At 52.1% G+C, this 7,650-nt stretch carries 6 protein-coding genes; all 6 read left to right on the forward strand.

The genetic code is table 11. The features are described from left to right. Positions 1–23: 23 nt before the first annotated feature. Positions 24–1,607 carry a dihydrolipoyllysine-residue acetyltransferase gene (gene aceF, locus BN873_RS15380; RefSeq protein ID WP_048675690.1) on the forward strand — a complete coding sequence of 528 codons (1,584 nt, stop codon included), beginning with the start codon at positions 24–26 and terminating at the stop codon, positions 1,605–1,607. Positions 1,608–1,621: 14 nt separating this feature from the next. After that, entirely contained in the window at positions 1,622–3,424 is a 1,803-nt protein-coding gene (gene lpdA, locus BN873_RS15385) for a dihydrolipoyl dehydrogenase (RefSeq protein WP_048675695.1), read from the forward strand. A 246-nt stretch (positions 3,425–3,670) separates the two neighbouring features. Then, positions 3,671–4,804, forward strand: coding sequence for a methyltransferase (locus BN873_RS15390; protein ID WP_048675697.1), 1,134 nt, complete (start codon positions 3,671–3,673; stop codon positions 4,802–4,804). Positions 4,805–5,143: 339 nt separating this feature from the next. Beyond that, complete coding sequence (locus BN873_RS15395) at positions 5,144–5,326, forward strand: type II toxin-antitoxin system HicA family toxin (RefSeq protein ID WP_048675700.1); 183 nt, start codon at positions 5,144–5,146, stop codon at positions 5,324–5,326. 9 nt (positions 5,327–5,335) lie between these two features. Beyond that, positions 5,336–5,728, forward strand: coding sequence for a type II toxin-antitoxin system HicB family antitoxin (locus BN873_RS15400; RefSeq protein ID WP_048675702.1), 393 nt, complete (start codon positions 5,336–5,338; stop codon positions 5,726–5,728). A gap of 63 nt (positions 5,729–5,791) precedes the next feature. Continuing rightward, complete coding sequence (locus tag BN873_RS19690) at positions 5,792–7,078, forward strand: leucine-rich repeat domain-containing protein (protein WP_082161337.1); 1,287 nt, start codon at positions 5,792–5,794, stop codon at positions 7,076–7,078. The last annotated feature ends 572 nt before the right edge of the window (positions 7,079–7,650 follow it).

Raw genomic sequence — 7,650 nt, forward strand, 5'->3', positions numbered from 1 at the left:
CCCAACGCCTGCGAGGAATTATCATGAGCCAGATCATTCAAGTGAAAGTCCCGGACATCGGCGACTTCAAAGACGTGCCGGTCATTGACGTGCTGGTCAAGCCCGGCGATACGGTGACCGCCGAACAACCGCTGGTCACCCTGGAATCGGACAAGGCGACAATGGACGTGCCTTCGCCCGCCGCCGGTACGGTGCAGGAGATCAAGATTCACATCGGCGACAAGGTCTCCGAAGGTGCGCTGGTGCTGTTGCTGGAAAGCGCCGACGGCGCCGCCACCGCCCCGCAAACCCAGGCCCCGGCCCCGCCGCCCCCGGCCGCCACCAACTCGCGCGGCGGCGTGGCGGAAGTGCGGGTGCCCGACATCGGCGATTTCAAGGACGTGCCGGTCATCGACGTGCTGGTCAAGCCCGGCGATACGGTGAAAGCCGAACAAGCCTTGCTGACCCTGGAATCCGACAAGGCGACGATGGACGTACCCTCGCCGCTCAATGGCGTGGTGCAGGAGATCAAGGTCAAGGTCGGCGATAAGGTGTCGGAAGGCGCGGTGATCCTGACCTTGTTATCGGGCGATGCCAAGGTGATGCCGGAAACGGCGGTGAAGGCAGCGGACAGCGCCCCGGCGGGCGACAAACCGGCCACCGGGCCGAGCGCCGCCGCGCCCGCCGCGAACGTCGATGAAGGCACCTTCAAGCTGGCCTATGCCGGGCCGGGCGTGCGCAAGCTGGCGCGGGAGCTGGGCGTCGATCTCGGCAAGGTCAAGGGCAGCGGCAAAAACGGCCGTATCGTCAAGGAAGACGTGGAAGGCTTCACCAAGGGCGGCGGTGCGGCAGCGGCTACCACCGGCGCGGCAGCGGGCGGCGGCGTGGGCGGCATCGACCTGTTGCCGTGGCCGCAGATCGATTTCAGCAAGTTCGGGCCGGTGGAAAGCAAGCCGCTGCCCAGAATCAAGAAAATCTCGGCGGCGAACCTGCATCGCAACTGGGTGATGATCCCGCATGTCACCAACCACGACGAGGCCGACATCACCGATCTGGAAGCCTTCCGGGTGCAGCTTAACAAGGAGATCGAAAAGGGCGGCGTCAAGGTCAGCATGTTGTCGTTCATGATCAAGGCGGCGGTGGCGACGCTGAAGAAGTTCCCGGAATTCAACGCCTCGCTCGACGGTGAAAACCTGATCCTCAAGCAGTATTACCACATCGGTTTTGCGGCGGACACGCCGAACGGGCTGGTGGTGCCGGTGATCCGCAACGCCGATCAGAAGGGCGTGGTGGAGATCGCCAGGGAAATGGGCGAACTGGCCAAACTGGCGCGCGAGGGCAAGCTGAAACCGGATCAGATGCAGGGCGGCACCTTCACCATTTCCAGCCTGGGCGGCATCGGCGGCACCTATTTCACCCCGATCATCAATGCGCCGGAAGTGGCGATCATGGGCGTGTGTCGGTCGTACTGGAAACAGGTCTCGCCGGACGGCAAGGAATCGGCCTGGCGGTTCATGCTGCCGCTGTCGCTGTCCTGGGATCACCGGGTGATCGACGGTGCGGGCGCGGCGCGCTTCAACGTCCATTTCGCCAACCTGCTCGCCGACATGCGGCGCATCCTGATCTAGAGGAGTGAGGAATCATGGCAACGATTGAAATCAAGGTGCCCGACATCGGCGATTTTAAGGATGTGCCGGTGATTGAAGTGCTGGTCAAGCCCGGCGATGTGGTCAACCCGGAAGCGGCGCTGATCACGCTGGAGTCGGACAAGGCGACGATGGATGTACCCTCGCCGCAGGGTGGCACCGTCAAGGAGGTCAAGGTCAAGGTGGGCGACCGAGTGGCCGAGGGCGCGCTGATTTTGCTGCTCGACGCCGCTACCGGCGTCGCGCAAACCGTAACCCCGGCGGGCGCCGCGCCACCACCGATGCCACAAGCTGCGCCCGCTGCGCCGGCTCCAGCGGCTGCGGCCGCGCCCGCGTCCCCTGCGGCATCTTACGGCGGCCAGGCCGATGTCGAGTGTGAAATGCTGGTGCTGGGCGCGGGGCCGGGCGGCTATTCGGCTGCGTTCCGTGCCGCCGATTTGGGCATGAAAACCGTGCTGGTGGAGCGCTACGCCACCCTGGGCGGCGTGTGCCTGAACGTCGGTTGCATTCCGTCCAAGGCGCTGTTGCACACGGCGGCGGTGATGGACGAGGCTAAGGCGCTGGCCCATCACGGCATTGAGTTCGGTCCGCCGCAAGTCAACATCGACAAGTTGCGCGGCTTCAAGGATGGCGTGGTCAAGAAATTGACCGGCGGTCTGGCCGGGATGGCGAAAGCCCGCAAGGTGGAGGTGGTGCGTGGGGTCGGTCGTTTCCTCGATCCCCACCATCTGGAAGTGGAACTGACCGACGGCACGGGCCAGGACAAGACCGGCGCGAAGAAAGTGGTGCGCTTTCAGAAGGCGATTATCGCCGCCGGTTCGCAGGCGGTGAAACTGCCGTTCATGCCGGACGACCCGCGCGTGGTCGATTCCACCGGTGCGCTGCTGCTGACGAGTGTACCGAAGCGGATGCTGGTGGTCGGCGGCGGCATCATCGGCCTGGAAATGGCGACGGTGTATTCGACGCTCGGCGCGCGGATTGACGTGGTGGAAATGCTGGATGGGATGATGCTGGGTGCGGATAAGGATTTGGTGAAAGTGTGGGAGAAGGTGAATGCGCCGCGCTTCGACAAGGTGATGCTGAAGACCAAAACCGTGTCCGCCGAAGCCACGCCCGAAGGGATCAAAGTCGGTTTCGAGGGCGAGAAAGCCCCGGCCGAGCCGCAGCTTTACGATCTGGTGCTGGTGGCGGTGGGCCGCAGCCCCAACGGCAAGAAGATCGATGCCGAGAAAGCGGGCGTAACGGTTTCCGATCGGGGCTTCATTGCGGTGGACAACCAGATGCGCACCAACGTCGCGCATATCTTCGCCATCGGCGATATCATCGGTCAGCCGATGCTGGCGCATAAGGCGGTGCATGAGGCGCACGTTGCGGCGGAAGTGGCGGCGGGACAAAAGTCTTTCTTCGACGCTCGCCAGATTCCCTCGGTCGCCTATACCGATCCCGAAGTGGCCTGGGCCGGTAAGACCGAGGATCAGTGCAAGGCGGAAGGGATCAAGTACGGTAAGGCGGTGTTCCCGTGGGCGGCGTCGGGCCGGGCTATTGCCAATGGTCGGGATGAGGGCTTCACCAAGCTGCTATTCGACGAGGCGACCCATCGGGTGATCGGCGGCGGCATCGTCGGCACCCACGCCGGGGATTTGATCGGTGAGGTCTGTCTGGCAGTGGAGATGGGCTGCGATCCGGTGGATATCGGCAAGACCATCCACCCGCACCCGACGTTGTGCGAGTCGATTGGTATGGCGGCCGAGGTGTTTGAGGGTGTTTGTACTGATTTGCCGCCGGTGAGGAAGAAGTAAATTCGTTAATTAGCCCCGGAGGAAAGGGATTTCTTCGGGGTTGGGATGATAAGGGCGGGGAATTTGAACCCGCTATTTTTGTTTATGTTGATACACAGTGGAAAAAAGATAGAAAAATCAGCTTAATTTCATTTGGTTTGGTTTTTTCTGTAAATATACGGAAACTGTATGATCATTTGTTAGGCGTAATCACTGATTGGCCACTATTCAGGTTATAGCGTTAAAAATACATCTAAGATGGTTAACATGAAAAAACTAGCCACAAAAAAATTTCGAGTTAAGCTCTTCAATAAATTGATGAGCATTGCCAGTGCACTTCAAAACATACCTGCGCAGATAACGCCACCGCCCTTCAGACTCATGCAAATTGGCTCGCTGTTTTGGCAATCCCGTGCATTGTATGTAGCAACCAAACTCGAATTGGCTGATGTTCTTGGTGACACCGAGAAAAGCACACAGGAAATCGCCACGGTTTTACAGCTTCATGAAGATCATCTCTACCGATTGATGAGGATGTTAGGTTCAATGGGTATTTTCGATGAAACTGCCCCGCGTGTGTTCAAGAACTCCAAAACATCGGCGTTTCTGCGTCAAGATAACCCCAAAAACGTGCGAGCCATGATCTTAATGCATAACTCACCGGAAATGACTAAACCGTGGATGGAATCTTTGGAGGAAAGTATCCGTGACGGCGGCGTGCCATTCGCCAAAGTGTATGGTGTTGATGTATTTGGCTATATGGATCAGCACAAAAACTTTGATTTACTGTTCTCTCAAGCAATGGACACGGTAGAAAACCTCACTGGTAACTTATTTTTGGAAGATTTTAATTGGGGTCAGTTTGACCATATTATTGACGTCGGCGGTTCCAAAGGCAGCAAAGCCTTATCCATTCTTAAGTCTCACCCCAACCTAAAAGCCATTGTGTTTGACAGGCCACAAATTATCGAAGCCGCCAAAACCCATTGGCAGGGTAAAATAGCCGCCGATATTCTTGCACGCATTGATTTTCAGGGCGGCAATATGTTTGAGTCCCTGCCAGCCGCCTCAGATAATGCCCTCTTCGTGTTTGCTGCCATATTTCATTGTTTAAGTGATGAAGAATGCACAGCCGTATTAAGCAACCTGAAAACAGTGATTGGTAATACCCAATCATCTGTACTTATTGCTGATGCCGTTGCTGAGGAAATCCATATTAATCCAACAATAGCCGCTTTCGACATGCAAATGTTGATTGGCACAACGGGGCGTGAGCGTACACCGAGCGAGTGGAAGCAGTTGTTGGAAAACTCTGGATTTGAAATTGTGGAGATCATGGATGTAAGGACATTTGCCAAATTCATCATCGCCAAACCATTCCAGTCCGGTCTACATGCCTAATATGGCGCTCAAGCGGGATGCGCCTTTTTGTGGCGGTTTTGGAGGGTTGTTTTTTTTCCGACTTCGGTGGCTTCACAACCTTCCGTGACTAGAGAATGAAACTGATATTTATTGTCAAAACCTTCAGCTCGCTATCTCCGTAGTATCCGTTACCCTAACCTATCAAGGCGCTCTCGTTACCATGCCAAATGTCCTGGTGGATACCGGTTCAGCCAGAACCCTCTTTGCCACCGACGTTGTATCCAAGCTTCACATTACGCCCGTTCCATAGGGATTTATCTATATCATTCAAGGCGTTGGCGATAAGGAAATTGTTTTTTCATAGGTACAATAACCACCTTGGATAGCAAGCAAGTCATCAAACAGCTGGAAGCGGATGGCTGGTTTCTGGTGCGGGTCAAAGGATCGCATCACCAGTTCAAGCATCCGACCAAACCAGGTCTGGTGACAGTCAAACATCCTGACAGCGACATTCCCGCCGGTACGCTGAACAGCATTCGCAAGCAGGCGGGCTGGAAATAGGAGGTTTTCATGCGCTTTCCGGTGGTGTTGCATTCCGATGATGGCGTCCGCTTTGGCGTCACGGTTCCTGATTTGCCCGGCTGTTTCTCCGCAGGAGACACCTTCGATGAAGCCCTGGATTCTGTAATCGAGGCCATTGATCTGCATCTGGAGGGCCTGACTGAAGACGGGCAGGATATTCCTACGCCACGTCCGATTATCGAGCATCGTATCCATTCGGATTTTGTGGATGGCGTGTGGGCGGTTGTCGAAGTGGATGTGTCCCGCTTTGAGGGACGCTCCGAGAAAATCAATATCACTCTGCCACACCGCCTGTTGGTGAAGATCGACGCTTACGCTAAAGCGCGCGGCGAAACGCGCTCTGGCTTTTTAGCTGAAGCGGCGCGCGCCGCAATGCGATAAGCACGTAGAGCGGGTTAGCGATAGCTTAGGAACCAGCGTAATCATTTATAAATAGGTACTAAGATGACACGCGATGAAATACTAGCTGATATTCAAAGGGCAATCAGCGAAAACGCTATAAAACTTGATCTATCTGAAAAAAATATTCGAGAAGAATTACCTACTGAAATTGGTCACTTGCATTCTTTGAAAGAATTAAATTTGTCCAATAATCACGGTGTAAAATTACCAGCAGAAATTGGTCAACTTCGGTCATTAACATCACTTAACTTATTTCAAAGCCATGTCCCATTTCTCCCGCCCGAAATCGGAAAACTTCAAGCATTAACACGGTTAGATTTATCACTGAATATACTTGTGAAATTACCCGATGAGCTATTTCAACTGCGCTCATTAACTATGCTTGATTTGTCTGGAAATTATCTAGAATCTTTGCCCAAACAAATTGGACAGCTAGAAGCCTTAATAGAGTTTTATTTTCTGGAAAACCCAATAGAAACACTACCACCTGAAATCGGAAAACTGCGTTTCCTAAAAAAATTAGGCTTAGGATTGACATGCTTGGAAACATTACCACCGGAAATTGGAAATCTCTCCCACTTAACCTCCCTCGATTTGCACGCTACCCACCAATTAAAAGAATTACCAGCCGAAATAGGACAACTCAAATCCCTGAAAGAACTCTATTTACACTTCAATCGACTAAAAGCATTACCACCGGAAATCGGAAAATTAAATTCTTTAACAAAGCTAAACTTGTCAGGTAATCAATTAGAAATATTACCAAATGAAATTGGTTTACTTCATTCTTTGAATGCCCTTGGATTATCAAAAAATCAACTAAGAAAATTACCCTCTGAAATTGGAAATATTTCTCTTTTAAAAGAGCTTACTTTAGCAAATAATCGATTAGAAAATTTGCCAGCAGAAATAGGTCAGCTTCATTTGCTGCCAGAGATTGATTTATCAAATAATCAGCTTATCTCATTACCAAAAGAAATAGGTTTTCTAAAAAATTTAACAAAATTAGCTTTAGCAAAAAATAAATTACAAGCACTGCCTTATGAAGTTTCACAGCTTGAACATTTAGAAATGCTGGATTTATCAGATAATCCAATAGCAGCGTTACCAAACAGTTTTAATCAATTAAAAAACTTGCTGATTTTAGATTTGCGTAACACGCCAATAAGCAACTCAGAAGTACCCGCATTTATTCGACAATCAGATGGGATTTATTTTTCACGCTATATTTCTGAAATATTGGGGCGTTTAAATTTAAATCCGAAGTGCGAATATATTTATGATCACTTAAAAAACATATTAACACGGCCAGAGCGTAGGGCAGATTAGCGATAGCGTAATCCGTCAATTTTGGTGGGTTTTCAAAAGGTGGATTATGGCCTTTCATCCTAATCCATCCTATGATAGTCCGTGAAAACGGAACGGTGGATTCCCATCGTTGCTTGCTCGGTGCGAAGTGCCGCACAACCAGTGGATCAAGCTGACATTGGTTATTAAAGCCTGCGGTTTTTCTGCTGCTGATTAGGTATTTTCTGAATGATGGCTGCATCAATCTACCCAGCTTCCGAATATCTCCGCCCGTGGAAACTCACGACACTTTTAGTTGGCATTGGGTTGCTCATAGTCGGTTCATATTACATGCCCGCGCCTGACTGGGATATTCCTATTAGCTTCATTATGGCTGGCTGTACTTATCTGACAGCGCCTTGGAGTATGCGTATTCTGCTTGAACATCACTGGCGTTTCTTCCCATTAATGGCTTTGGTCACATGGTTTTCGGTCGATGGTGGCTACGCTATTTATTGTAGGAGTTACGCAGTTGGATCTGATGGAGTAAAAGGACGGAATGAATCCAGCGAAAGTGACCGATGAAGATTACATCCAGTTTTTGCTTGCGACGC

Source organism: Candidatus Competibacter denitrificans Run_A_D11 (genome assembly GCF_001051235.1).
GTDB lineage: Bacteria > Pseudomonadota > Gammaproteobacteria > Competibacterales > Competibacteraceae > Competibacter_A > Competibacter_A denitrificans.